At 59.7% G+C, this 25,061-nt stretch carries 19 protein-coding genes; 3 read left to right on the forward strand and 16 right to left on the reverse strand.

Translation table 11 applies throughout. The annotated features are described in order from the left end of the window. Positions 1-24 precede the first annotated feature (24 nt). The 8 genes from L6D82_RS23430 to L6D82_RS23465 all read right to left on the reverse strand — a co-directional run bounded on the left by L6D82_RS23430 (position 25) and on the right by L6D82_RS23465 (position 13,158). Entirely contained in the window at positions 25-495 is a 471-nt protein-coding gene (locus L6D82_RS23430) for a hypothetical protein (protein WP_085686252.1), read from the reverse strand. After that, complete coding sequence (locus L6D82_RS23435; protein ID WP_236191758.1) at positions 492-5,531, reverse strand: RHS repeat-associated core domain-containing protein; 5,040 nt, start codon at positions 5,529-5,531, stop codon at positions 492-494. The genes L6D82_RS23430 and L6D82_RS23435 overlap by 4 nt, the downstream gene beginning before the upstream one ends. Then, positions 5,528-6,268, reverse strand: coding sequence for a DUF4123 domain-containing protein (locus L6D82_RS23440; protein ID WP_236191759.1), 741 nt, complete (start codon positions 6,266-6,268; stop codon positions 5,528-5,530). Before L6D82_RS23440 ends, L6D82_RS23435 begins: the two co-directional genes overlap by 4 nt. After that, positions 6,258-8,300, reverse strand: a complete 2,043-nt coding sequence (locus L6D82_RS23445) for a type VI secretion system Vgr family protein (protein WP_236191760.1) — start codon at positions 8,298-8,300, stop codon at positions 6,258-6,260. Before L6D82_RS23445 ends, L6D82_RS23440 begins: the two co-directional genes overlap by 11 nt. Positions 8,301-8,431: 131 nt before the next feature. Further along, complete coding sequence (locus tag L6D82_RS23450) at positions 8,432-8,947, reverse strand: Hcp family type VI secretion system effector (protein ID WP_039767797.1); 516 nt, start codon at positions 8,945-8,947, stop codon at positions 8,432-8,434. Positions 8,948-9,257: 310 nt separating this feature from the next. Then, entirely contained in the window at positions 9,258-10,637 is a 1,380-nt protein-coding gene (gene hglS / locus L6D82_RS23455; protein ID WP_236191761.1) for a 2-oxoadipate dioxygenase/decarboxylase HglS, read from the reverse strand. A gap of 111 nt (positions 10,638-10,748) precedes the next feature. Next, entirely contained in the window at positions 10,749-11,687 is a 939-nt protein-coding gene (locus L6D82_RS23460; protein ID WP_102688444.1) for an alpha/beta fold hydrolase, read from the reverse strand. A gap of 16 nt (positions 11,688-11,703) precedes the next feature. After that, positions 11,704-13,158 carry a flavin-containing monooxygenase gene (locus L6D82_RS23465; protein WP_236191762.1) on the reverse strand — a complete coding sequence of 485 codons (1,455 nt, stop codon included), beginning with the start codon at positions 13,156-13,158 and terminating at the stop codon, positions 11,704-11,706. A gap of 190 nt (positions 13,159-13,348) precedes the next feature. On the opposite strand from L6D82_RS23465, the gene L6D82_RS23470 reads away from it, so the two are divergent. The 3 genes from L6D82_RS23470 to L6D82_RS23480 all read left to right on the forward strand — a co-directional run bounded on the left by L6D82_RS23470 (position 13,349) and on the right by L6D82_RS23480 (position 16,600). Then, a complete protein-coding gene (locus tag L6D82_RS23470; RefSeq protein ID WP_236191763.1) occupies positions 13,349-14,422 on the forward strand; it encodes a diguanylate cyclase in 1,074 nt (357 codons plus the stop codon). A gap of 84 nt (positions 14,423-14,506) precedes the next feature. Continuing rightward, positions 14,507-15,745: a M20/M25/M40 family metallo-hydrolase gene (locus L6D82_RS23475; protein WP_236191764.1), complete on the forward strand. Its 1,239-nt coding sequence runs from the start codon at positions 14,507-14,509 to the stop codon at positions 15,743-15,745. A 552-nt stretch (positions 15,746-16,297) separates the two neighbouring features. Further along, positions 16,298-16,600: a hypothetical protein gene (locus tag L6D82_RS23480; RefSeq protein ID WP_102718653.1), complete on the forward strand. Its 303-nt coding sequence runs from the start codon at positions 16,298-16,300 to the stop codon at positions 16,598-16,600. Positions 16,601-16,678: 78 nt separating this feature from the next. Here the strand turns inward: L6D82_RS23480 and L6D82_RS23485 are convergent, their stop codons facing one another. The 8 genes from L6D82_RS23485 to L6D82_RS23520 form a co-directional block, all read right to left on the reverse strand. After that, positions 16,679-17,548, reverse strand: a complete 870-nt coding sequence (locus tag L6D82_RS23485; RefSeq protein WP_007956238.1) for an isocitrate lyase/PEP mutase family protein — start codon at positions 17,546-17,548, stop codon at positions 16,679-16,681. 160 nt (positions 17,549-17,708) lie between these two features. Continuing rightward, positions 17,709-18,743, reverse strand: a complete 1,035-nt coding sequence (gene astA / locus L6D82_RS23490; RefSeq protein ID WP_007956239.1) for an arginine N-succinyltransferase — start codon at positions 18,741-18,743, stop codon at positions 17,709-17,711. Positions 18,744-18,798: 55 nt separating this feature from the next. Next, entirely contained in the window at positions 18,799-19,815 is a 1,017-nt protein-coding gene (locus L6D82_RS23495; RefSeq protein WP_236191765.1) for an arginine N-succinyltransferase, read from the reverse strand. A gap of 118 nt (positions 19,816-19,933) precedes the next feature. Beyond that, the gene (locus L6D82_RS23500) at positions 19,934-21,283 is read right to left on the reverse strand and encodes an APC family permease (protein ID WP_011333496.1); all 1,350 of its coding nucleotides are present in this window, start codon (positions 21,281-21,283) and stop codon (positions 19,934-19,936) included. A gap of 87 nt (positions 21,284-21,370) precedes the next feature. Beyond that, positions 21,371-22,123: an N-formylglutamate amidohydrolase gene (locus L6D82_RS23505; RefSeq protein WP_236191766.1), complete on the reverse strand. Its 753-nt coding sequence runs from the start codon at positions 22,121-22,123 to the stop codon at positions 21,371-21,373. Then, the gene (locus L6D82_RS23510) at positions 22,107-23,438 is read right to left on the reverse strand and encodes a type I glutamate--ammonia ligase (RefSeq protein WP_085748233.1); all 1,332 of its coding nucleotides are present in this window, start codon (positions 23,436-23,438) and stop codon (positions 22,107-22,109) included. The genes L6D82_RS23505 and L6D82_RS23510 overlap by 17 nt, the downstream gene beginning before the upstream one ends. Next, positions 23,435-24,079 carry a cysteine hydrolase family protein gene (locus tag L6D82_RS23515; RefSeq protein ID WP_129974029.1) on the reverse strand — a complete coding sequence of 215 codons (645 nt, stop codon included), beginning with the start codon at positions 24,077-24,079 and terminating at the stop codon, positions 23,435-23,437. Before L6D82_RS23515 ends, L6D82_RS23510 begins: the two co-directional genes overlap by 4 nt. Before the next feature lie 2 nt (positions 24,080-24,081). Continuing rightward, complete coding sequence (locus L6D82_RS23520; RefSeq protein WP_011333500.1) at positions 24,082-24,936, reverse strand: MurR/RpiR family transcriptional regulator; 855 nt, start codon at positions 24,934-24,936, stop codon at positions 24,082-24,084. Positions 24,937-25,061 lie beyond the last annotated feature (125 nt).

A 25,061-nucleotide genomic window follows, 5' to 3' on the forward strand; every position in this document is an offset into this window, starting at 1 on the left:
ACTAAATCTAGATCCGGGAATCGACTAAAGATTCTCAATGTCTGTGTTGCAGCCATTGTTTTTCAGTCTTTGGATTTCTTGCTCAAAAGAGTACTTGGATGAGTTTTCGTTTTTTTTGTCATACACTTTTCTCAAGTATCGGAAGAGTTTGCCAATATTATTTTTTGTCTTGTCGTCAAGGCTAGCAATAAGGTCGTAATCATCCATTGATAGAATGTGTAATTTATTCTTCAGAACGTAGTATGCGGTAATGTTCGAAAGCAAGCCCGCCGCATCTTCGTAGTTTTCTTTCAAGTATTTAGCATAATCTTCAAATATTTTTGTCAAAAGACTCTGCGCGGCTTTTTGAGTTTTCAATACGCTGCACATTTCCTGCCAGTTGCTGACATACAGGTGGTCACCCCAATCGGAGCCTCTAGCAAAATAAATTCCTTCTCCTTTGAAGAATTCAGAAATTTCATGCTGGTCTAAGGCAGTTTCAAATGTAGTTTTCATTGAAGCTTTTCCCAATCGTCGAAATTTTTCAACAGCGTTCCAATGTCGCTGTTGTGGGTGACATTCTCAGAGCCGATCAGAGCGGCTTCTTTTGTACCGCTTTTCGTTGCACCACCAGGAACCCATTCGTTAGGGTAGGCGCCATTTTCCTTACCATTAGGCATCTCATATTTAAAACGAGGGTCATCCGGCTTTATTTTAACAATATAGATGCCTTCACCTTCGAGAGTCTTTGCACCAAGGTTCAGCTCTTTATTCAGAACTCGCCAGTCGTTACCTGCAGCTCGATATTTGGCAACGACTTCTTCCATCTCAGAAGATAGACCCACAAACTTCCGTTGAGGAAAGGTTGGGTAGCTGGAACCGGTGATCCAACTTTCGATTACCACGAAGGATCCTCCCTCTTTTGCGAAGAGCTCTCGATGGGCCTTAATGTAGTTCTCAGGAAGATAGTCACCAGGATTCGGTGGCCTATCAGCCTTATTCATATCAATTATTTCATCGAATTTTTCCTGACTCATCGGCAAATGGTCAGGCTTGGTGGCGTTGGCTGAGTTCGTCGGTAGCTTGCAATCAGGTCCAGGACAGGTCGTACTCAGTCCCAGTGGATCGACCCAGCCCGTAGGGTTCGGTACGTATTGGTAGTTGTTCAACCCACCCGCAAGCTTGATCGGATCCGGCGTCAAAAAACGCGCTGTGTTCGGATTGTAGTAGCGGTGCCGGTTGTAATGTAACCCTGTCTCGGCGTCGAAGTACTGACCCTGAAAGCGCAGCGGGTTGTCGATTTCGCTGACATCCAGTGCCGCAAGGTTGCCATAGGCGCGGTATTTTGCCGACCACATGATCTCGCCGCTGTAGTCGGTGAGTTCCTGCGGAGTGCCGAGGTGGTCGAGTTGGTAGTAGAACGGCGTGGCCTTTAGTGGACCCGCGCCGTCGAGCATCGCCAAGGGGCGGAAGCTGCCGGGTTCGTAGATGTAGGTGCGATAGCGGTTGTCGGCGCTCTCGGCGATCAGACGTTCGCCTTGCCACAGGAATTCGGTGGTATGGCTGTCGACGGTCTTTTCGATGCGGCGGCCGAAGGCATCGTATTTGTACGACGCCGTACTGCCTCCCGGCAGGCTTACGCCGATCAGCCGATGTTGGCAGTCATACCGGTATTCAGTGACGAGTTTCTGGTTAGCGCCGCGCCGCTCGCGGATTAGGTTGCCGTAGGCGTCGTAGTCGTAGTGGCGGTCGCCCTGCATCAGCAGGCGGTTGCCTTTGACGTTGGCCAGGTTGGCAACGGGCATGTCGGTCTGACCGAGCAGGTTACCCGCCGGGTCATGGGCGAAGCTTTCGGGTGTTGCGCCACGTACGTTAATCAGTCGATCCAGCGGATCGTAGTGGTAGCTGCGATTGCCTTTACGGCTGTCGTCGATACCGGCGAGGTTACCGTTGGCGTCGTAGTTGTAGCGACGCTGGAACAGGTTTTTGTCGCGTTGACTGACGCTGTGCGCTTGCAGGCGACCTTGTTCATCGTATTGATATTGGCTGAGCAGTAGACCTTGCTGACGTTGCTGTTCACGACCGGCGCTGAACTGGTGGGAAGTCAGGCGCGTGCCGTTGAGGTCGATACTGCTCAGATGCCCGCCAGGTTGGTGGCGATAATCGAGTGTGCTGCCATCCGGCAGGCGGCAGTGATTGAGCTGTCCGACGCTGTCGTATTCGTAACGCGTGGTGCCCCAGCCCTGATGCTCGGTGATCAGCCGATCTTGCACATCATATTCATAAGCTAGCGGCCAATGACCATCGTCCACGTTGACCAGACGGCCAAGTGCATCGTAGTTGTAGTGAATTTCCTCGCCATCGGGCAGGGTCTTCACCAGCAGTCGGCCAGCGGCGTCGCGCTGGTACTCGGTGACCAGTTCGCTGCCGTCGTCGCCGAATTCGGTTTTCTTCAGCAGCTTGCCGTTGAGGTCGTACTCGTAGGCAGTGCGGCGTCCGTCGAAACCGGTTTCCTGCTGGATCAGCCCGTTCGAGTAGTAATTCAGCTGATAGTGTTCGCCGCGTTCGTTTTCGATGTCGGTGAGCAGCAGGCGTGCGTTGTCATAGCGATAACGCAGTTGACTGCCGTCCGGGTTGATACGACGGCTGACCAGGTGCAGGTTATCGGCATACTCGTAACGGGTTACGCGGCCCAGTTCGTCGCGTTCAGCCGTGACGCGACCGTATGGGTTGTAGGTAAACGCGCGGGTGGCACCACCGGGCAGGGTGATCTGTGCCAGACGGTTTGCAGCATCCCACTGGTAGTGGGTGATTGCACCGGTCTCAGCCTGACGTGTGATCTGCCGACCGAGCGCGTCGTAGCGATATTTGCGTTGACCGCCGTCGGGCAGGCGCTCCTCCAGCAACTGGCCAAGGTTATTCCAGCCCAGTTGATGACGGCTGCCATCAGGGTGTCTTATTTCCAGCAAACGTCCCTGGCGATCGTAGCTGTAGTGGGTCGAGTTTCCATCTGGATCAATTTGTTCGGTGATATCGCCCTGGTCGTTACGCCAGTAGATCCATTTGGCCGGGCCACGATTAACCACACGGACGTAGCCGTGGTAGTACTCGTAGGAGGTCGGCATGTCTTCCGGCGGGATGATCGCGACCAGTCGACCGGCCTCGTTGTATTGGTATTCAGTGACCGCCCCCAATGGGTCCTTTTCGGCGATCAACCTACCTTGATCGTCGTAAGCCTTGAGGTGTTCCGCGCCATCCGGATCGACCTTGGCGACGAGTCGAGCCTTGTCATCGTGGGTGTAGACCTCTTCGCTGCCATCTGCGTTGGTAACCGTGACGCTACCTTTGTCATCCCACGCGTAGTGCGCGTCCATTTGCGAGAAGCTGGCCCAGTGATGGATGCAGCGCGCTGACTTGCCTTCCTTTTCCCATTCCCAGTAGAAGCTGGCGCCACCGGCGAGTTGCCGCTCGAGAATGACGTTCTGTTCGTTGTAGGCGTAACGCTCCGACTCGCCGGCAGCGTTCGTGGCTTTGATCAGGCGTTGTTGAGCATCGTACGTGTAAGTGACCAGCGTCTGGACGGTGCTCCATGCATCTTCCAGATTGTCTGCCGGAACGAATTGCTGATAGTCGATGGCGACAATGTGTTTGCGGTCGTACCGAACCAGAAGTGCTCGACCGGCCCCGTTATCCACGCGCTTGATTCGACCGTGGATGTCACGGGTGATGTGCAGGCGATTGTCGTAGTTGTCGCTGATGGCGATCAGCGTCGCGCCTTTGCTGTTGAAGCAGAAGTGATAGAACTGCTTGCGTTCACCAGCCTGTGTGAGGATAAGTTCGGAAGGGTCGTTGCCGATGAAGATCGCGGCTTCCGAAAGGCTGTTGGTGATTGCCGGACGCTGCTCGCTCGGCATAGGAAAAGTCGTGACACGGTTTTCGTGGTCGGTCCAGACGACTTCATCGCCATTGATGTCCACCCGTTGGGCGAGGGCATGGCTCCAGCCATATCCAAGACCGCAGTCAATTTCCGCGGCGCTAGTGCGATAGAGACGAGTCCAGGCGAAGGGCAACAGACCACCGAGTTCACCATCGGTCAGCGTCAGTAGTTCCTCGCCGGTGACCATTGAGACCGGGCAACCATTGGTACAGGTTTTTTTCGCGCAGGTAGCGCTTTTCTCGTCGGGGGTCTTGGATTGATCGGGAACGTCGTCGACCTTCTCCTTCGGTTCAAGCTTGGTCTGGTTCTGTTTCTTGTCACGTGGGAATGAAGAGGCATCTTTGACCTCTTGTTTCGGTGTATCTGAAGTCTTGGGCAGCGAGGCTTTGGCTGGTTGCTCGGCTACCTGGCTTTTGGGTGCGGCCTGCGGAGGCTGGGGTTTAGGCTTGGGCGCTTCAGTGGCGGCTTCGTCGATCTTCAATGCTGCCGTTTTGGCAGGCTTCATCGGCACATTCTTGGCGCTGGCGATGATTGGTTTCGACACTTCCGCATGAGCAGGCAGGGCGTGCTTGTTGCTGAGTGTCATCAGAGTAGAAGCAAGATCATCCAGATACTTGATCGCTTCACCCGATTTGACCGTGGACAGGACTTTTGTCCCTGCTCTTACAGCCAGGCCGGCACCACCCGTCAGGCAGATACCCACCAGTACGTTGATCAGAAACTCCGAAGCAATCGCCGTCATAACGTCGACGATGACCTGCGGCGGAAGCATGCCTACCCACGCCACAATCGCCGAGACATAGATGAACATCAGCGGCTCGTCGCTGAGGATCAGCAATCCTGAAGCGATGGACTCTTTCGACGCGGCATAGAGCTTGTCGATTTCGATGTCCGAGAGATATTTTTTGAGTTTTGCGTAGTTTTTTTGCGGATTGGCGAGCAGCTCGAACAGGCTTTTGATGTCGTCCCACAGACGAAGCAGCGCTTTCTCAAAACCATCCAGTGCCCGTTTAAGCAAAATGACCGAACGCCCGGCACGGTCTGCCGCCGAGTAGCTGGCCCATTGCGGCTGAAACTTGCTCGACCATTCGCTTTGCAGCCAGCTGTCAAGCTTGCCGATAACGCCTTGATAGGAGTCATAGAGCGCTTTGACGTCGTTCTGCGAGACATTGGGAAAGAACGTGACGCGGTAGGTCTGACCTTTCTTGCAGCCTTCAACCACCTTGATGCCGCTTGGGCCGATCATGGTTTCGATAACCGGTCCGGTAACGTCGTCGTAGAAGGTGCCTTTGGTCACTGGCTCCAGCTTCACCGGAGTATTGCCAATTGGGACGAATCGCGCTGACTCAAACATATGGATCAGCGTGAAATCACCCACCAGTGGGCAGGTCGCATAAGTTTCCACGGCGCCGGTTTTGGTCTTGCGTTTCGTGACGCTGACTTCGTTGCCGACCTTGAAGGTCTGGTCGACATCCAGCGCCCAGCCCGTCCAGAAACCGTCAGCCCAATCCTTGTAATCGCTCAGGCAGTTTTTGAAGTCTTTGAGAATCAGGCTCACGTCAGGTGTTTTGGCGTCCAGCACACGCAGGACCAATGTACCAATCGGGGTATTCATGACGTGACTTCCTTTGTCAGCTCAGCAGCAAGACGCTCTGCCATCTCTTCTGTATTGGGGTTTTGGCGTACGAAGCGTTCGACCTTTCTGCGCAGGTTGGCTTCAGGGAATTCGAAGTAAAGCTCTGGACAATCCTCTGATAGCCACTGCATCAGGTTCTCAACGACGGTGGTGTGATCCTTTTTTGCGAGGAGATCCAAGAGCGTTTGAGGCACCTCCCACCACGGCCAATCCTTCGCCTTCGGCACCACCCTCGGCCCGACTTCCAGGCTCCGCCCATTGATCAGGTAACGCTCAAACACCGGCAACACTTCCCCGGCCGTCTCACCCAGCCCTTCAAGAATCGGATAGATATGCCGCCCATCCCAGAACCGGAAAAACACTTCGGTCCCGTCCGGCATTTTCACTTGGGTCAAACTACGCAGATGTTCGAAGACTTCGTTGGGCTCCGAGCGGGAGATCGCCAGCCAGCCCCAGTCGAGGGCGTCGGTTTCGGTGATCCAGGGCAGGAAGGCCGAGTTGGCCTTGAGTTCGGCGACGTATGGCATCACCGGTTGCCAGGTGGAGTAGGGCGTTCCGCCCCAGACGGGAATGGCCTGCACGGACGGTTCGCTCTGATACAAGGCCTTGAGCGCTTCGGCATCACTGGCGGCGCTGACGATCAGATACAGACGTTCGTCTTTTTGCAGCGGCTGTTGTGCCAGCCAGTCCTTGGGTGTCAGTCGATTAGATGGCACAGGCACCTGCCTTGCATTTTTCGCACTCTTCGCAGAACGGCGCATTACGTTTGAGGGTGTTGATTTGCGCCGGGGTCAGTACGGCACCAGCCTTGTCGGCATCCGCCTGTTTCAACACGCCCGGCATCAACGGGGCGGCGCCGGTGCCACTGCCTGGTCCGCCGCCGGAGTTGATGTTGATCGCCGGCCCGCTCATGGTCACGCCGCCGCCATCGATCTTGATGAAGCTGCCACCGCCGACCAGGGTCAGTTCAGCCCCGGCCTCCAGCACCACCTTCATCCCGCTGCTCAGGTGAATTTCCTGGCCAGCGTCGATGAATTGCCCGGTGCCGATCTTGATGTGTTGGTTCACGCCCACGGTCAGGTGGTCGTTGGCGCGTGCTTCGACTTTGCGGTCTGCGTAGACGGTGTGGTGTTCTTCGGCCTTGAATTCCGTGTAGCTGTTCTTTTCCACGACGTCGTGGCGTTCGTTGCCGACGCGGATTTTCTGGTCGTGTTCGATGTTCTCGTCCCAGTCGCGCTGGGCGTGGAGGAAGATTTGTTCCTGGCCTTTCTTGTCTTCGATGCGCAGTTCGTTGAAGCCGCCACCGCCCATCGAGCTCAGGGTCTTGAAGGTGGTGCGCGTCTTGTTCGCCGGCAGGGCGTACGGGACGGTGTTTTCCTTGTGGTACAGGCAGCCGCTGATCAGCGGCTGGTCGGGGTCGCCTTCAAGGAAGGTCACCAGCACTTCCATGCCGATGCGCGGGATGGCGATGCCGCCGTACTGGGCGCCGGCCCAAGCGCTGGAAACACGCAGCCAGCAGCTGGTCTTGTCGTCGGCCTGACCTTCACGATCCCAGTGGAACTGGACTTTGACGCGGCCGTATTCGTCGCAATGGATTTCTTCGCCTTTCGGGCCGGTGACCACGGCGCTCTGGCTGCCAAGGATGCGCGGTTTCGGGTGGCGCAGGGGCGGGCGGTTCGGCACGTCCCACGGGGTGGCCTGGAAGCGGTTGCGGTAACCCTGATGGAAATCGTCTTTGAGCGCGGTGGTGTCGCTGGTCACCGACTCTTCCAGCACCTGCGGCTGCTTGCCTTCGTGGTGGACTTCGGTCAGCAGCCACAGGTCGTTCCACTTGGCTTTCGGATGTTCTTTCAGCGCGAGGAAATGGCCGCTGACCAGCAGCGGCTGGTCGCTCTTGCCTTCGGCGAGCTGGAAGTCGCTGCGATGGCGTTCGAGGGCGCGTTTGGCCAGGTGTTTGCCGCGCTCGCGGTCGATGAAACGGCCCGGGTAATCGTAGTCCTCGAGGTCGGGCAGGGCGTCGCCGCGGTTTTCGCTTTCCAGCGTCAGGCGCGGTTTTTCGAAGTCGTAGTCGCGGCGGGTGGTGCGGCTGGTACGGGTTTCCAGGCGCAGGTCGAAGCGTTTGATCACCGGGTTGCTGGCGACCATGCCGGAGTCCTGCTGATAGGCCACCGGCGCCAGTTTCTTGAACACCGTCTGGTCATCGCCGAACACCAGTTTGTGCGCCGTCGCGCTGTGCTGGAAGTGGTAGTGAATGCCTTCTTCTTCGCACAGGCGCTGGATGAAATGCAGGTCCGATTCGTCGTATTGCACGCAGTAAATGCGGTCGGGGTAGATCGAACCGGTCTGGAAGGCGTAGGCGTTGCCCTGGATGCCGTGTTCTTCGAGCACCTTGCCGATGATTTTCGGCACGCTGAGGTTCTGGAAGATCCGCTGGTTGATCCGGTGCGCGAGGTACCCCAGTTGCGGGCGCAGGGTCACGGAGTAGCGCGTCAGGCGCTTGCCGGAATCGCCTTGCGCGGCGCGGTAGATCAGGCCGTGGATGCCGCTGCCGTCGGGCGACAACTGCAGGAAGGCCGGTTTGTGCAGCAGGGTTTCGAGGTCCAGCGACGGCTGCTCACTGACCAGCTCCACCTCAAACACAAAAGGCTGGCTGATGGCTTCCCGGCCGGTCAGGGTGAATACCTGAAAATCGGCGGAAAGACCTTCGATGGTCAGGGCAAAGTGGGTTTCATTGGCCGGCGCGAACATCCCTTGTTCCTCGTGCTGTACAGCGGCGCTCGTCGACGCCCGCAAAGCGGGTCAACGTACGCGAAATTCTGGAGGGGCGTAAACAACATCGACCAGCAGAGCTGGCCGATGCTTGAAACGATCAGCCGTAATTAAACGACTGGAGCACGCCAGTCATCGGATCCCGAAGTACCGGATACTTCGTGGGTCCAGGTGATTTTGCGGTAGGTGAACTGCACTTCTTCCAGGTGGGTGAAGTGGGCGTTCGATGGATCCTGGCAGTTGTGCATTTTGTTGTTGATGGCGACGATGATCGCGTCTTCCAGTTTGGTGGTGTAGTAGTGCTCTTGGGTACCTTGAGCCGAAGTGCGGTACCACTGGATAACGATTTCGCTCATGCGCTCGCCGGAGGTCAGAGCGGCTTGCAGCAGTGGCGAAGCCTTGTCGTAGACCTTGGTGATGATCACTGGCTTGTGAACGCGCTGACCGGTTGGCTGACCGGATTGCGGGTCACGCGGGATGATCACGTCGTGGCTGAACGCCTGAACCATGACCTGGTCTTCGTGACCTTCCTGGTAGGTGTTGCCAACGGAGTCGGCGGTGAAGGCGCCGGCAGTGATCAGGCCTTGTTTTTCGCCGGTAACCGACATGTACGCTGGTGTTGCCATGGGAGGTGCTCCTTGCGGATAAAGTTAGGGTGCCCGGGAGGCGAAATCGCCCGGTGGGTGGCTGACTGTTATCAAGGAGCGTGCCAAGATTTTCGAAGCCTTATAAACCAATGAGTTGGCGCTGAGCGACCTTGGTTTTAGCGAAAAGGGGCGGGGATCCAGGCAAAAAGTGCGCAAGAAGTTGCGCAGTACTGCGCAACTTCTTGCGCACTTGGCTGGAGGGCACGTGGCACAAGGGTTTCAAAGGTTTTATAGGGGTTTTATTACGGGGAACTGCGCAACTTCTTGCGCAGTATGGCTAATCGCCGCGTTATCGATTCAACACCGCCAGGCAGTCTTCAATCGAGCGTTGTTGCGTCTCGGCATACAACCCCAATTCATCAATGGTCGAACGCCCGAGGGCGAGTTCGAACGCCTGTCGATTGGAGTGCTCGCCATAGTGCGCCTGTGCCGCGTCCCCCAGGTTCGACTGAAAAATCCCCGCTGCACTCACCGGCAGGAAATCTTCGTACACCAGCGGTTCGGCTTTCACATAGCCGTCGCGCAACAAAGCTTGCAGCGAAACATCAGCGGGACGACCCGCCTCAAGCCCTTTGTCTGTCAGGAAATAACGGAAATACGCCAGTTCCTGCTCGCGCATGCCCTCGAGGCTGTCGGGGAATTCGCTGAAATGCTGGGTCATAAGGGCGTTGTAGCGTGAGGCATTGGCTTCGTTGGGGAAATCGCCGAGTTCATCGCGCGCCGCGTTCAGCAGGCGGTCGTAAAGCGCGCGGCCCTTGGGTGTCAGCGCCGCGCCCCGTTGTTCAATTTCACCGAAGCGGGCGCTGTGGCTGCCGCGGGTTTGCGTCTGGTCGGTGAAGGCGATCGGCTCGTCCAGCGCCTTGAAACTGGTCTGACGCAACAGGATCGGGTGCTGCCGGCGCGGTGGGCCTTCGATCACCGCTTTGGGCGTGATGCCGTGCTGCGGCATCTGCGCCTGGACGATGTCGATGTCCAGCGTGCGCGGGGTCAGGTGGTTGATGTGCGGGCCTTTGAAGGCCACGACATCGGCAATCAGACGATGCTGGGCGCTGAGCGTCTGGTACTGCGCGGCGGTGACGGTGGCGCTGTGGTGCCAGCGAAAAGTCTCCAGCGCCTGCAGGACAAATTCCCCGGCCTCGGATTCATTCAGCCCGCCAGCGGACTCGGCCTGTTCGATCAGGCGCAGCGCCGCCGGTGTGAAGATCGAACGCTTATCCAGCACCGATTCAGCAAAGGCACGCAGTTCGGGGTCTTCAATCAATTCCAGTCGCAGCAACGAAGTGAACACCCGGAACGGGCTGACCTGTAGCGCATCTTCATGCACCGCGCGGAATGCTGTGGAATGCACCGGTACCCCGGCAGGTGTCAGGTCGTAATAACCCACCGGTTGCATGCCCATCACCGCAAACAGGCGGGCGAGGGTGGCCAGTTCGGTGGCGGTGCCGACGCGGATCGCACCGTGGCGTTCCATGTCCAGCCGTTCGATTTCGCCGGTACTGTGCAGTTGACTGGCGATTTGCGGTTCGCGTGCCAGCACGTCGCGGTTGGTCTGTTCCACCAGTTCCATCAACGCGCCGTACAGCGGCACTTCTTCGCGGTACATGTCGGACATCGCTTTGGAGAAGCGTTGGCGGATCAGGTCGGGGCTGACGAAAGGCTGCACGGTCATGAAAAAAATTCCTGGCACGGTCACGTAGAGGATGTCGGAAAAGATCGCAGCCTTCGCTGACGCGGGCAAACGAAGAATCCTACGAACTTCATTCTGCCAACGACTGACCGTTTACCTGTCCTGACGCGAATGCTCCCCCAGAAACTCGCGATACAGACGTGCCGTGTTCGACGGTTGCTCGACCATCGGCATATGGCCGACGCCGTCCCAGACATCGACCCGCAAATTGCTGATGCCTTTGCTCCACACCGGCACGCTGCTGACGTCGATCAACCGGTCCTTGCGGCCCCAGAGCAACAGCGCCGGGCATTTGATGTCCGGCAGTTTCGGCTCCATCGGCGGGCTGGCGCGAAAATCCCGGAAGATCTCTTCCAGTTCGTCGCGGCATTGTTCGTAGCGCTGGGCGATCGCGTCGAGCACCAGACCGGGCACCCACGGTGGCGAGGCCATGGTCATGGCATAGAAGCGTCGGAATTCTTCCCGGGAATTGATCAGAAACGGATTGTGCCCACGGGCCAGGTGGCGCTCCATGTCGCTGGCCTCGGGCGCAGTGACGCCGGCCGGGTCGATCAGCGCCACCGATGCGATGCGGTCGGGGTAGGTCGCCGCCAGCCACGCGGCGATGTAGCCGCCCATGGAGTTGCCGATCACGTGGACCTTCTCGACGCCGCAGACGTCGAGCAACTGGATCATGCGCTTGGCCTGCACCGGAATGTCGTAGCCACCGCCGGCCTTGAAGCCGGTTTCGCCGTGGCCGGCCAGATCCGGGATGATCACCCGGTACTGCCCGACAAAATGCCGGGCGAAGCGCAGCCACAGGTTCTTTTCGGCACTGTAGCCGTGCAGCATCAGAATGCTGCTCGACGCTTCATAAGGCCCGCCTTGCCAGGTCGATACGGTCATTTCGGCAATCGGCACTTCAATCTTGTGCAGCCGGTACAGCCTGGCCTCCAGGGCCGCGCTCAGATCGTAAAGCCAGTGGCCGACTGCCGGGTAGCTCAACCAGCTCCAGGCCACGAAAACCGCGAGGGCGACAAACAGCAAAAGCATCGTGGGTCTTCCTTGTTCAAGACAGAATGTGGTCGGCCGGTTTCAGCGCCCGGGTCAACCGGTGGTAGCTGAAACTGAAGCCGGGGAACATCGTGATCACGTGACCGCTCCTGCTTTGATACCAACTGTGGCAGCCGCCGGTTTTCCAGACCGTGCGCTCCATTTCCCGGTGAATCATCTGAGTGTAGGTACGTTCTGCTTCGGGGCGAACTTCGATGCTGCGCAGACCTTTGTTCTGCAAGGTGCGGATGCAGTCGAGGATGTAGTTCATCTGCGATTCGATGATGAACAGCGCCGAGGTGTGGCCAATGCCGGTGTTCGGCCCGGTGACGATAAACAGGTTGGGGAATTCCGGCAGACTGGTGCCGAGGTAAGCGCGTGGATATTGCGCCCAGACATCGCGCAGTTGCACAGCGTTTTTTCCGCTGACCGGGTAGGAAATCACGCCGTCGGTGGCGTCGTAACCGGTCGACCAGACGATCAGATCGACGTCGATGTGCTGACCGTCCGTGGTGACGATGCCGGTTTCATCGAGGCTGGCGATGCCCTGTTCTCGGCTGTGCAACGTGACGTTGGGCCGGGTCAGCGCCGGGTAATAGGTGCTGGAGAGCAGCACCCGTTTGCAGCCGATGGTGAAGTCCGGTGTCAGTTTTTTCCGCAACTCGGGGTCAGTCACCTGGCGTTTGAGAAACTTCAGGGCGTGTCGCTGCACCATGTGAATCGCCGGTTTCGAATATTTGAAGGCGATAACCCGGGTTTCGAACTGCCAGTAGATCATCCAGCGCAGCAACTTGTAGGCGGGTTTCAGACCCAGCAGCCAGCGCTGGAATCGCCCGAACGTACGATCGGCCCGGGGCAGCACCCAATGCGCTGTGCGCTGAAACACATGCAATTGGGCGACCTTCGGTGCAATGGCCGGAATCACCTGAGCCGCACTGGCACCGCTGCCGACAATCGCCACGCGTTTACCGTGATAGTCGTAGCTGTGATCCCAATTGTTTGTATGAAAGGTCTTGCCCTGAAAGCGATCCTGACCGGGGAAGTGTGGGATAACCGGTTGGCTCAACGGCCCGGTGGCATTGATCAGGAACTGCGCATAAAAAATGCCTTTGGTGTCGGTGTGTACGGCCCAGCGCTTTTCGGTGTCGTCCCATTCGACGCGCTCGACGTTGGCCTGCAGTTCCACCCGGTCACGCAGGCCGAAGCGTTCGATTACATGGTCGGTGTAGCGATGCAGTTCAGCCTGTTCGGCGAACATCTGGGTCCAGCGGTAAGGCGCAAACGACAGCGAATACAGCGGCGACGGCACATCCACCGCTGCGCCGGGGTAGGTGTTCTGGCACCAGGTGCCGCCGAAAAAGTCCCGGCGTTCCAGCAAGCGAAAGTCGTCGATACCGGCCTTGAGCAGATTGACCGCCGCGCACTGGCCGCCAAAACCGCTGCCGATGATCAACACTTGATAGGTCTGCATGGGCCTCCTTCTTAGAGTCTTTTTTCCATTTTCTTCCTTTCATGTATAGCCAATCATTTGCCCGCCGTGTGGTGCTGATGACGAGGTATTCGGCCCGCTGGCCGGTGATGGCTATTTAACGTTGCCCTGATAGACTCCCAGCACATCGGGTCTGCGGTCTGCGCAGTGCCGTCGAGTGGTCGAGGCCCTTATGGGAAGAACGGGAGGAAAGGGACTTTCACTGGCCAGGAGGCTCTACACATCGCGAACCCTCGGGCTGGTCCTGGGGCTTTTGTGCGTGAGCGTCGCGATGTACCCGCTCGACCCGCCGGCCTGGGTCTGGGCGCTGATGCTGTTCAACGGCCTGGTCTGGCCGCACCTTGCTTATCAATGGGCCCGCCGGGCGAAGGTTCCGTACCACGCCGAACACCGCAACCTGTTGATCGACGCCTTCCTCGGTGGCTTCTGGGTCGCCGCCATGCACTTCAATCCCTTGCCCAGTGCCACGACCATTTCGATGATGGCGATGAACAACGTTGCCATCGGCGGCCTGCGTTTTCTGCTGGCCGGGGCGGCGGCGCAGTTGCTCGGCGTCGGCGTCGGGCTGGTGGTATTCGCCCCCGCGTTCGTCCCGATGACCACGCCGGCACAGCTTTATGCCTGTCTGCCGCTGTTGATGCTGTATCCGTTGGCGCTGGGCTGGATCTGCTTTCGCCAGGCCTACACCCTCGGCCTGCATAAACGTGAATTGCTGGCCCTGAGCCGCACCGACAGCCTCACCGGTCTGCTCAATCACGGCGCCTGGAAGGATCAACTGGAAATCGAATTCGAACGCTGCAAACGCCAGCAGACAGGCGCTGCGATTGCGCTGATCGACATCGACCACTTCAAGGCGATCAACGACACCTACGGGCATGTGGCGGGCGATATCGTCCTGCGTCAGCTGAGCAAGATGCTCAAGCAGAACCTGCGTATGGCCGATGTGGCGGGGCGCTACGGCGGCGACGAGTTTTGCGTGATCCTGCCGGACTTGCCGCTGTTCAATGCGGCGCAGGCGATGGAAGCGTTGCGTGAGCGTTTTTCCTTTCTGGTGTACGAACAGAACCCGGCGCTGAAAGTCAGCCTGAGTATTGGTCTGGCGGCGCTTGACCCGGCTCACGGCGACGCGACGCGTTGGCTGGATGACGCCGATCAGGCGCTGTACGAAGCCAAGGCCGGCGGGCGTAACCGGGTGATTTGCTGCAGCGATAACAAACCTCGACGCGAGGTATTCGATTCGGTTTGAACGGATCGAGTGTCGCATCCGGGATAGAGCCTTGGCGCGATGTCAGGTACGGTTCAGTACCCGACACGAAACAAGGATTGATTCATGACGTTCAAATTCCCTCGTTCCCTGCTGGCCGCCGGTCTCGGCCTGACCCTGTCTTTCGCCACCGCTGGCGCCTTCGCCGAACCGCACAAACAAGTGCTGGCCGATGCCGAGCAATACAAGCCCGAAGCCCTGAAATTGCTCGAACGGCTGGTCAATATCGATTCCGGTTCCGGCTATGAACCGGGGCTCAAGCAAGTCAGCGAAATCGCCATCGAAGAGCTGAAAAAGCTCGGCGCGACCATAGAACTGGTACCCAACACACCGGAAAAAACCAACCACGTGCTCGCCACGCTCAAAGGCACCGGCAAGGCGAAAATCCTGCTGATGGCGCACATGGACACGGTGTTCAAGGAAGGCTCCGCCGCCGAGCGACCGTTCCACATCAAGGACGGCCGCGCCTACGGGCCGGGGGTGATGGACGACAAGGGCGGGATTGTCGCCGGCATCTACGCGCTGAAGATCCTGAAGAACCTCGACTTCAAGGACTACGCGCAAATCACCTTCCTGCTCGATGCCAGCGAAGAAACCGGCTCGGACGTCGCCACCGACCTGATCAAGAAAACCGCCAAGCTTCACGACGTGACCCTCAATCTTGAACCGGGCCGTCCGGCGGATGGACTGGTGGTGTGGCGCAAGGGCAGCGCCACCGCACTGGTCGAGGTCAAGGGCAAGGCCGCCCACGCCGGCGTCGCGCCGGAATTGGGGCGCAACGCGGCGATGGAGGCGGCGCACCAGATCCTGCAACTGGGCAAGCTCGGCGACGAGGCCAAGAAAACCACCATCAACTTCACCGTGCTCAAGGCTGGCGAACGCACCAACGTGATCCCGGATCAGGCCACGGCCAAGGCTGACGTGAGGGCGGCGGTGCCGGAAGAATTCGACCGGATCGAGAAGGATCTGGCGCGGGTGTCGCAGGACAAGTTGATTCCTGACACCGAGGTGAAAACTTCATTGCAGCGCGGCTTGCCACCGATGCCGCAGACGGCGGAGTCGGATCGTTTGATGGCGATGGCCCAGGGGATTTACGGTGAGATTGGCCGCAAGTTGACCGAAGAAGGCAGCGGTGGGGCGGCGGATGCGAGTTTGTCGGCCGGGGTGGGGACGCCGACGCTGGACGGGTTCGGGATTGTCGGCGGCAACATTCATACGCCGGAGGAATACGCGGAGGTGGAGAGCGTGGCGCCGCGGATTTATCTGTTGTCGCGGATGATTATGGAGTTGGCGAAGGGGCGGTGAGCCGGTCGGTGGAGTAGCGGAGTTGGCGGGGTGTCAGGCAGATTTCTCCCTCACCCCAGCCCTCTCCCGGAGGGAGAGGGAGCTGACCGAGGTGTCTTGCGCTATACATCGACCTGAAACACCGAGTCGATTATGGATTCGGTGAAGTGCATCCAGGTCGATGAATATCCTGAGCATCCCCCAATCGGTTCCCTCTCCCTCCGGGAGAGGGCTAGGGTGAGGGGGCTTTTGTGGGAAATGAGGAAAGTGTGAGCGGCGCACAACTTTCCAAGACCTTTCCTACAACGTACCCTGTTGCCGCGTTTCAGTATCGACCCCTATAGTTCGGGCTCGCGGAAAACTCCGCGAACGACCTTGGCCGGTCGATACAGGAACGTACAGTTGTCCAACATATTCAGCGATTTTTGCCTGAAGTTGTTGTGTTTTGGCGGCTGTGCGTGGGACACCTTCGGGTGTGCCGGTTCCTGTATCCGGTCGGCCAACCCGCGCACGGCTGCCACCCTCTTCGTTTGGCCGCGAATGGTGAGAGCCCTAATTACGGGAGTTACACCAATGTCGGATCAAGTAATCCCCCGCTACCTCCCCATCGACACCTACGACGCCGAATCCCCGGTGCTCTTCATCAATACCCAAAAAGAACTCAGCGACATGGCCGCGTGTGCGATGCACCGTTTTGTGGTCGTGCGCGATCTGGCGGACACGTTTTCCAGTCTCGACCTGAAGGGCATTTCCGATTGTGATCTGACGCGGATTACCAGCGCGGTGCATCTGCTGATGCGAGAGGGCTGCGCCATTCTGAACGTGATTCAGACGCGGGCATTACAGCGGGAGGAAGGCTTCAAGAGAGCGGTCTAGCGGTTTCGCGGCGGGCGCCATGCGAGTGGACTCGTGATGGCGTCGGGCCGCTCTGCCTCTTTGTAGCGTGGTGCGGGGTTACTCTTTGACGCTCATGTATTCCTTGGCCCAGAGGATGTATTCCTCAGGCTGGGTGTAGGTGTGGGTCAGTTCGGTGGCGCTCAGGTCGGAGGCCTGGGTGAAGATCTGGCGTTGTTCGCGCAGGCTGTCGTAGGTCGCCTTGATCGCCGCGAAGTAGGCACCGTGGCCGTCGATGGTTACGCGCACACCCAGTTCGGCCAGGCGTTTGTCGTCGCGCAGTGCCGGGTTGCCGTAGGTGACCAGCATCAGCGGGACGGTCAGGTGTTCGGCGATCTGCTCGAGCTGATCGAAGTCCTGGATCCCCACCATGCAGATACCGTCAGCGCCAGCAGCTTGATACTGCTTGGTGCGGCTGATGATTTCCTGGTTCGGCAGGATGCCGGCGTTGGTCCGGGCGATGATTGCCATCTCCGAATCGACCCGGGCTTCCAGTGCCGCGCGGATCTTGCCGACGCCTTCGGCGACGGTGATCAGGTCGGTGGATTTGCGGCCGAATTGTGCCGGCAGCAGGGTGTCTTCGATGGTCAGCGCAGCGACGCCGGCGCGTTCCAGTTCGACGATGGTGCGCATCACGTTGAGCGCGTTGCCGTAGCCGTGGTCGGCGTCGGCGATCACCGGCAATTGGGCGACGCGGCCGATGCGGGTGGCCTGTTCAGCGAATTCGCTGAGGGTGATCAGGGCAAAGTCCGGGGCACCCAGCACCTGCAACGAGGCGACCGAGCCGCCGAGAATCCCTACTTCAAAACCCAGGTCAGCGGCGATGCGGGCGGACATCGGATCGAACACCGAGGCGGTGTGATAGCAGGTGTCGGAAGCCAGCAGCTGACGGAAGTTACGGCGCAAATCTTGATGAGAAAGCCTGGTCATACGAGTTCCACCAATACAAAGGAATGGAAAGGCTTGAGCAAAGGTGTCAACGCCGAAGGTGAAAAGGCTATCACGCCAATGGGTCAAGGATCATGACGAATTAACGAGGAAGTTAACCAGGAGAATCCTGTTCAGGCTCTTTCGCAGCAGGTATGGGCGCTCAGGCCGCCACCGCCTGCTGCTGTTGATTGGGCAGCGGCACCGCCCGCACCGAGTTGCCCGGCTGCAATTGCAGGCGTTTGGCGGTGAGGCGGTCGATCACCAGACTGCTGCCGACCCGACGGCCCGGCGCGACGGTGATGCGGCAGTTTTCCAGGCGGCGGTTGTGGATCAACCACAGCGGCGCCTGATCGTCCGGCGTGCCGATGCTCAGGGTCAGTTCCAGGCTGTCGCGCACGGTGCGGATGCTGCGGATCGGTGCTTCGATCACCGGGCCACCGTCGAAGATGTCGATATAGCCTTTGTGGGCGAAACCCTCGGACTGAAGGATTTTCAGTGCCGGCTCGGTGTTGGGGTGGGCCTGACCGATCACGGCCTGGGCCTGTTCGGTGAGCAGGCAGGTGTACAGCGGCTGACGAGGCATCAGTTCGGCGATGAAGGCCTTGTTGCCGAGCCCGGACAGGTGGTCGGCGTGGCTGAAGTCCATCTGGAAGAAGTGCCGGCCCAGACTGTCCCAGAACGGCGAGCAGCCTTGCTCGTCGGCACTGCCTCGCAGTTCGGCGATCATCTTTTCGCCGAACAGGTGCGGGAATTCGGCAACAAACAGCAAACGCCCCAGCGACAGCAAGCGTCCATTGCTGCCATGGCGCTGGTCGTGGCGCAGGAACAGCGAGCACAGCTCCGATTGGCCGGTCAGTTCGTTGTTGAGGAACAGCGTCGGGATCTGCCGCTGAATGCCCAGGTCCGGCGCCGAGCTGACGGTCAGCCCGACCCGATAGTTGTACCAGGGCTCACGCAGGCCGACGGCCCCGGCCAGAGCGCTGACGCCGACCACGCGCTGCTCGTCGTCTTCAAGCACGAACAGGTAATCGGCATCGGCCCGCTCGACCTGTTCGGCGAACGCCCGTTGCGCCCAGCGTACCCGGTGGGCCAGGCGATCTTCGTTGGCGGGCAGGGTGGTGAACCCCGGCCCGGCCTGTTGCACCAGCGTCATCAACGCTGGCAGGTCGCTGACTTGGACCGGACGGACAATCATGCTGCAACTCCTTTTGCGCGCCAGCTCGGGCACTGTCGTTGGGTAGGGGCGCGGTTCACAGGGCGATCAACCGGATCGTGCCGCCAGCGCGGACGTTGAGCGCCGCGCACAGGGCCGGATCGAGCGCCAGGGGCTGACCGGGCTGGAAATCCAGCTCGGCGACCACCGCCCGAAAGCCATGCAGAGCATCGTTGCTCACCAGATAGCGACCGCGAGCATCGATCAGGGGTTCCTCCTGAACCGTGACTGTCTGGCTCTGCGCGATCGAACGGATGTTGGCGGTGCGTGCATACAAGGTCGGGCCGGCATCGAACAGATCGATGTAGCTGTTGGTTTCAAAACCCTCGCGCTCGAGGATGTCGAAGGCTTCCTGACCGTCCGGGTGGATGCGGCCGATGCAGTCCTGCGCGGCTTGCGGCAGCATCGGCACGTAGATCGGGTATTGCGGCATCAGTTCGGCGAGAAACGTACGGCTCTGCAAACCGCACAGGCGTTCGGCTTCGACGTAGGGCAGGTCGAAGAAATGTTTGCCCAGCGCATCCCAGAACGGTGAGTTGCCTTGCTCGTCGCTGTAGCCAACGATCTCGGTGATCACCGCTTCGGCAAATCGCGGCGCGTGGGCGGCGATGAACAGCAGGCGTGCCCGCGACAGCAATTCGGAAAACGGCGTGCGCACCAGCGCTTCATCGATGTGAAAACCGCGCAGCAGCGTATGCCCGCTGAGGTCGTGACACAGCGACAGCGCCGGCACGCCGTGCTCGATGTTCAGCTCCCGCGAGGCGCTGGTGAAGTGGCGGTTGCGCAGGCTGTAAAACGGCTCGTTGAAACCTGCGGTGGCGAGGATTTCCGAGCAGCCGACCAGTCGATGGCTGTCGATGTCCTCCAGCACGAAGAAGTAATTCTCCGGGCCCTGAGCCGCCGCATCGCTGTCGAACGAGGCACAGGACGCGGCGATTTTTTCGCTAAGACGTTCGCTGTCGTCCGGCAGGGACGTGACGCCCACCAGGCTGTCGCGCGCCAATTGTTGCAATTGAGGCAGGTCGTTTGGCTCGACTGGGCGTAAGACCAGCATGGATGCACTCCTGTATCAAAAGGTTCGGCCCATTCGCCGAACCTGACTATCACTGTCGGTTTCCACGCGTTAAAGCGGCGGTCGCCTGATTTGTTGTCAGACGCCGCTCTTTTTCTTGTCAGCCATTGCTCGGGTCAGGCAGCGCGGTACTGGCGCCGAGCTTGTTCAGGAAGAACAGGTACACCAGACCCAGTGCGATCCAGATCAGGCCGAGTTTCTGTGCATCGACGCCCATGTTGTACATGATGGCCGCGACGATGATGAAGCCGATCACCGGGCAGATCAGGTGACGGATCACCTGGCCGGATTTCTGCCGGCGCCAGTAGTAATTGATCACGGTCAGGTGCAGCAGCATGAAGCCGCTCAGGGCGCCGAAGTTGACCAGGGAAGTCAGGGTGTCCACCGAATTGATGAACAGGTAGCAGATCACCAGCGACAGCACGGCTACCAGATAGATGCTCAGGTACGGCGTGTTGTGTTTCGGGTGGACCTTGGCCAGCACTTTCGGCAGCTTGCCGTCGCGGGCCATGCCGAACAGCAGGCGCGAGACCGCCGCTTGTGAAGTGATCGCCACCGCCACGCCCCAGGCCAGGGCCGTGGCCACGCCGGTCAGGGTCGCCAGCCAGCTGCCGGCAGCGATTTCGGCGATTTCATAGAACGCGGTGTCAGCGGACTTGAAGCCCATGCCGGCTGCCAGATCGGTAGCGATCCAGGTTTGTGCGACGAAAATCACACCCATCACTACCAGCGTGATCAGTGCCGCTTTGCCGACGCTGCGGCCCGGATCGCCCTTGATCTCTTCGGCAAGCGTAGAGATCGCATCGAAACCGAGGAACGACAGCACCGCAATCGACACCGCTTGCATCAGCAGGGCGAAGTTGAAGGTTTCCGGGTGATACAGCGGCGCCAGGGTCAACTGGCCGTTGCCGCCACCGTTGTGCAGGGCATTCCAGGCATAGAACAGGAAAATGCCCAGCACCACGAGTTGCGCCAGCAGGAACACAATGTTCATGCGAGCGGTAAAGGTGATGCCGCGCAGGTTGACGAAGGTCGCGCTGACCAGGAACGCCAGAATGAAGCCGACTTTCGGAATGTCCGGGTACAAATGGTTGAGCGCCATCGCCGCATACACGTAAAGCAGCGGCGGAATCAGCAGGTAATCGAGCAGCATCAGCCAGCCGGCGATGAAGCCGACGTGTTGATTCAGGCCCCGTTGCGCGTAGGAATACACCGATCCGGCAATCGGAAAGGCCCGGGCCATGCTGCCGTAACTCAGAGCGGTGAACACCATCGCCACCATGCCGATGATGTACGCCAGAGGCACCATCCCCGGTGCCTCGGCGTTGACGTAGCCATACACGCCGAACGGGGCGATGGGGATCATGAAGATCATCCCGTACACCACCAGATCGGTCAGTGTCAGGCTACGTTTCAACTCCTGTTTGTAGCCGAACTCTTCTATTTCCATGAAGCGCAACTCCTTGTCAGCCAATCGGTCGTTTTAGTTGTTATATCGGTCCGTCGTTTACAGCATCAGCAGTGGTTACAACATTTTTTACAGCAGTGGTGCCAGATAATTCGCCCAGCGAGAAACCGCTTCCGGGCTACGCAGCAGGTCGTTGCGCACTTCGATCAACACCGAATCGAGGCCCCTTGCATCGCCATGCACCGGCACGGTCATGTCGCCCAGCGGGTCGATTTTGTACGGCTGGTTGCCGGCGACTTTCAGCGGGTGTCGCTCCAGACCGTCGAGCATCCGTTGGGCATAGGCCCGGGCCTGACCGAACAGCACGCCGACTTCCAGCTCGCGCGGCTGGCCGTAGTACACCGGGGTGAAACTGTGAATCCCTACCACCCGTACCGGCCGACCTTCGGCCAGACGTGCATCGATCAGTTGTTGCAACCGTGTGTGAAACGGTTTGAACAGGCACTGGCGACGGTATTCGCGGGTGGCCTCGTCAAGCTCGCGGTTGCCCGGCACCTGATAGATCTCGCTCTGCGCCGGGATGCTGTCGGGCGCATGCCGGGGGCGGTTGAGGTCTATCAGCAGGCGCGAATAGTTGGCGCTCAACAGCGTGGCGCCCAGTTGCTCCGACAGTTGTTCGGCCAGCGCCAGGGCACCGATGTCCCAGGCGATGTGTTCGCGCGCCGCCGTGTCATCCAGGCCCAGATTGTTCAGGGCCTCGGGGATGTAACGGCTGGCGTGTTCGCACACCAGAATCAGCGGGTGCGTCGAATCTTCACGGCTCAGGTTGTAGACCGGTCGGGTGTACAACCCAAGCTCGGCGGATTCAGTACAGGCGTGCATAGTGCTCACAAAGATCAGCGGGCGAGAGCTGTTCCGTCAGCGCCAGTTCCTCGGTTTTAAGGGCGAAAAAAGTCTCGAGCAACGCGCTTGGCAGCGCTTCGACCAGCGCTTCACTGCGACGCAGGCAATCCAGTGCCTGGGCCAGGGAGGCGGGCAGGGCAACGATGCCCCGGGCCTTGCGTTGTTCGTCGTTGAGTGAATCGGGGATTTCATCGGTGATCGCGTTCAGCGCCAGACGTTGCTCGATCCCCAGGCGTCCGGCGATCAGCAGCGCGGCCATTGCCAGATGCGGCGAGGCGGTGGCGTCCATGGCGCGGAACTCAAGGTTGTATTGCTTCGCCACGGGTTTGTTCCCCAGGCTCACGGTCGGGCAGATCCGCAGCGCCGCTTCGCGATTCTGCTGGCCGAGGCAAGCGTAGGAAGCGCTCCAGTGGTGCGGCTGCAAGCGTTCATACGACACCGGCGTCGGTGCAGTGAATGCGCACAGCGCCGGTAAGTAATGCAGCACACCCGCCGCCCAGTGCTGGCCGAGGGTCGACAGGCCATTGCTGGTGCCGGCGTCGTAGAACATCGGCTGACCGGCCAGATCGAGCAGGCTGACGTGCAGGTGTACGCCGTTGCACACCGCGTCGGCGGCGGTCTTCGGCGCGAAGCTCAGATCCAGACCCATCTGCCGGGCGATTTCGCGGGTAATCTCGCGCACGTTGACCGCGCGATCCGCCGCCGCCACGCCAAGGGTAGGGCGGCAGGTGATTTCGTATTGGTGCTTGCCGTATTCGGGCAGGAACATTTCCGGCTCAACGCCCCCGGCGCGCAACGCGCTGAGCAGCCAGCCACCGAATTCGGCGCCCTGGCGCTGGGCTTCGAGCGAGAACGCCAGATGTTCGGCAAACCCGGCGTGCAGATTGAATTCGTGTTCGAACGCGGCGTTGACCTGCAAGCCGAGCTCATCGCGGTAGCGCTCGACCTCGTTGCGCAACAGGGTGCGCGGGCAGGTGGCCCACGGCCGGCCATCGGTTTCGCGGATATCGCCGTGAATGAAATCCAGCGCAGGTGCTGTGGCGTCCGGGCCGTTGCCGACGGTGACGCGGCTGGCCAGATCGGGAATCAGCCGCAGGTCGCCATACGCGCCCCACGGACTGGTCGAAGCGATGATGTCCTGCGGCGTCAGCGCACTGTTGGCTGGTACCCAGCCGCAACCGGCGGCCTGATAATGCTCCAGCTCATCGGTGGGAAACGAGCGGCCACGGGTGACGCCGATCAGGTCGGTGGTGACGATGGTGGTCATCGGCAACGGTGACAGGCGTTCGCTCATGGCTGCATCTCCTGCAGACGGCCGAGCACGGTGTCGGTGTCGGTGATCCAGCAGTAGCCCTTGATCGCGTTCAGGCAGGCGTCGTGACGTGCTTCGGTGTAGGTCGCGCAGGCGTCCGCCACCAGAGTGACGAGGTAGCCACGGTCGGCGGCGTCGCGCACGGCCATGTCGACGCACTGGTCGGTGACAATTCCGGCGATGATCAGGTGGCGGGTTTCCAGATTGCGCAGCACGTAGTCGATGTTGGTCGAGTTGAAGACCCCGGACGAGGTCTTCGGCAGCACGATTTCGTTTTCCGCCGGGGTCAGTTCGGCGATGACCTGTGCCTGCGGGCTGCCCTTGGGCAGGTGCATGTCCGACAGCTTGTGATCCAGCGAGCGGTCACGGCCATCGGCGGTCAGGCTTTCGATCAGGGTGTGCAGCACGTTCTGCCGTGCTTCGCGGAAGGCGTTGAGCAGGCGAACCTGATTGGGTACCACTTGCGAGCGCGTGCGGTTGAGGAAATACGCGGCGTCCGGGCCTTCGAGGTGCGGGTCGAACTGCGGCTCGAGCCAGGCGCGCTGCATGTCCACCAGCAACAGGGCGGTGTGATCGGTGACAAACGGCAGGTCCCGTGGCGAGCGATGGGGAAGGCTGAACATCCTTATTTATCCTCCAGCAAATGGGTGTCGAAGTCGTTGCGCAGGGCATCGATGCCTTCCAGGCGATCGGCCAGGTCCGGGCTACGCAGGGTCAGGCAAGCAATCAATGCTTCAACCTGGGCCAGCGCCGGGACCATGGTGTCGAACGGCGAGGCCGACTCCACCGGGGCGCTGATGATCATGTCGGCCAGCTCGCGCAGCGGTGAGGCGTAGATGTCGGTGAACAGCACAACGCGGGCGTTGCTGTTCTTCGCCGCGCTCGCCACGCGCAGGGCCTGGGTCTGGTAGCGGCGATAGTCGAACACCAGCACCACGTCCTGACGTTGCAGGTCGAACAGGCGGTCGGGCAGTTGCGCGTTGTCTTCCAGCGCAAAGCAACCGGGGCGCAGCAGACGCAAATGATTGAGCAGGTAAGTCGCCATCAAACTGCTGAAGCGTCCGCCGAAGCAGTAGACCTGATGGCGGGTGTCGAGCAGCCAGTCGGCCAGAATTCGCACATCTTCCGGCTGGGTCAGGGCCTGGGTTTCGGCCAGCAGGTTGTGGCTGTGAGCCAGATAATGACTCCAGGCATCGTCCTTGTTCTGATGCGAGCGCGGCTGCAACAGAGTGCGCGGCGAGCGCAGGCGATGGTCCATGTCACTGAGCAGGGCGTCCTGGAATTCGGCGTAACCACCGAAGCCGAGCTTTTTCACCAGCCGCACGATGGTCGGATCGCTGACGCCGGCATGTTCGGCCAGGCGCGCCATCGGGCCAAGCCCGTTGCGTGGATACTGATCGAGCAAGGCGCGAACGACTTTGCGCTCCGACGGCGTCAGGTCAAGGCCGGGGTCGGTGATCAGGTCTCTTAAAGGGGGCATCCGGGCTCCTGCTGGATGGGGTGTTGAATTCGCTTCACAATCCGTTAAAACAGTATTTATGTAACTGACGCTACATGTCTAGCGAATTTTTCCGCGTTTAAATCAGGCCCCAAAATGAGGCGGGA

The organism is Pseudomonas paraglycinae, from assembly GCF_021601625.1.
Classification (GTDB): Bacteria; Pseudomonadota; Gammaproteobacteria; order Pseudomonadales; family Pseudomonadaceae; genus Aquipseudomonas; species Aquipseudomonas paraglycinae.